Below are 1,769 nucleotides of genomic sequence, written 5' to 3'. Positions count from 1 at the left end.
ATCACAGATTTTCATGAAGATTATCAGAAATATAGTGGCGGAGATTTAGCAAAGGCTTGGATATCGGATCTAATTCCCTTGGGTAGCGGGCTAGCTGGCGGAGCTGCCGGAACATACGTCGGTACATATATCGGCGGATTGGTTGGTGGAGGCTCCGGAGTATTAACTGGTGGAGCTGCCGGAACCATAGTTGGTCCCGAGGGAACTGTTGTAGGCGGGGGAGCAGGTGGAATACTTGGTGGTATTACTGGAGCCAGTGTTGGCGCACTTGTTGGAGGTTACACCGGTGGAATTGTTGGAGGGACTGCGGGAGCTTATATAAAAGACTATATCCGAAAAGAGCAATTTAAGATAAAAACAGATGAAGAAAAAAAGGAAGAACACTCCCAAAAAGATGATCAGGAGTAACGCTTATGTTTCCACTACTATGTATATTGTTACAGATACTAATGATCATTGTCTTACTTGATGCTTTTGATAAATACAAAAAAAATCAAGCGAGCATATATTTTTTTAAATGTATACTCGGAATAGTTTTGTTACCTATATTAATAATCATTCCTATGTTTTTAAATACACTTGATATATCAAGTGATTTTATTCATACAGACATAGGACAATCTATTGTTATTATTATTATGGGAATGTCAGTTTTTATGTGTTCATATCCTTGCCGAAAATATATGAAATACCTAAATAGTGAAACTGTAGATAGGTTGCCTGAGAAAGATAAACAAATCTACCCTTTCAAGATGTTTATAGACAGAGGTGCATCCCTATGGATAATTGGTGCTATATGGATGCTTGTCGGAGCAGGATTACTTATCTATGAGTTATATTTAATTCTTTCTAAATAGGATTTATTCTTCGACAAAAAGACGATCGAAGAGCAGCAGGAGCTCGCTGCCGTCTTCGGTGAAGAAGCATACCGACTCGCCCATAACATGAAAGACGACGGGAGCGGCAGAAAGATCCTTGTCCACGCAGCCATCGGCGGCATCATGAGCAGTGTCACAGGCGCGGGCTTTACCTCGGGTGCCGTAGGTGCGGGATTGAACGAAGCCGTGATCAAGGAAATCGACAAGGTTGCCAAGCATGACCCCGGCACCGCCCAGATCGTCAGCGCTATCATCGGTGCGGCGGCAGCCAAGGCAGCCGGTGGGAACGCTGCGGCAGGTGCGGCAACTGCTGCAAGCGGGACGAAGTGGAATCTTCTGCTCGACGATCATGCTCGCAAGGTGAGACAAGAAGTATATCAAAATTTTTCAGGACATGGTATAGTCAACATTGACCATACAAAACATGGTCTTCCTTTCGTAGAATTCGGATCTGGGTCTTTGGTGAATGAAACTTTGAGAAAGGCATCATTCAACATAAGCCTCGTTAAAAATGCCATGCAAAATGTATTAGGGGTGAATTGTCAAGTCAAGTGCAACACTTTATTGAAAAAGACTTCATAAGGAGTTCTCCATCCTAAGCATTTACGCGGACGCATGTTAAGTTCATGCAGGGAGTGTATAATAAACTGTGTAAGTAGGAAGAGAGCTCAGGAGCACTCCCCGAGAGGGGGATGTCAAATACAAAGGAGGAATCCTTATGTCAAAGAGATCCCCACGGCGCGGTGCAACGCTAGCAAATGCAATTATCGAAGAGTATCAACCCAAAACCGTAGAGGACATGCAAAACGCCCTCAAAGAAATCTTCGGCCCCATGTTTGAAGCCATGCTCAATGGCGAGATGGAAAACCACCTCGGTTACATGAGCAACGA

General features: G+C 43.9%; 3 protein-coding genes and 2 pseudogenes. 4 read left to right on the top strand and 1 reads right to left on the bottom strand.

The features are described 5' to 3' along the window. Together K341_RS12760 and K341_RS12695 are read left to right on the top strand one after the other, a co-directional pair. Positions 1-408, top strand: a pseudogene (locus tag K341_RS12760) (hypothetical protein); the annotation flags it as partial. 5 nt (positions 409-413) lie between these two features. Next, positions 414-857, top strand: coding sequence for a hypothetical protein (locus K341_RS12695; RefSeq protein ID WP_051217840.1), 444 nt, complete (start codon positions 414-416; stop codon positions 855-857). Between the two features lie 3 nt (positions 858-860). On the opposite strand, the gene K341_RS13025 is transcribed toward K341_RS12695, so the two are convergent. Beyond that, complete coding sequence (locus K341_RS13025) at positions 861-983, bottom strand: hypothetical protein (RefSeq protein WP_282705189.1); 123 nt, start codon at positions 981-983, stop codon at positions 861-863. A gap of 18 nt (positions 984-1,001) precedes the next feature. Here K341_RS13025 and K341_RS12970 point away from each other — a divergent pair, with 18 nt between their 5' ends. Together K341_RS12970 and K341_RS12685 are read left to right on the top strand one after the other, a co-directional pair. Next, positions 1,002-1,460, top strand: a complete 459-nt coding sequence (locus tag K341_RS12970) for a hypothetical protein (protein ID WP_248676915.1) — start codon at positions 1,002-1,004, stop codon at positions 1,458-1,460. 136 nt (positions 1,461-1,596) lie between these two features. Continuing rightward, positions 1,597-1,769: pseudogene (locus tag K341_RS12685) on the top strand (IS256 family transposase); the annotation flags it as partial.

This window comes from Centipeda artemidis DSM 19719, from assembly GCF_000426665.1.
Taxonomy (GTDB): domain Bacteria; phylum Bacillota; class Negativicutes; order Selenomonadales; family Selenomonadaceae; genus Centipeda; species Centipeda artemidis.
The sequence above is the reverse complement of the archived record's forward strand: the minus strand, read 5'-3'. Positions and strand labels throughout refer to the sequence as shown.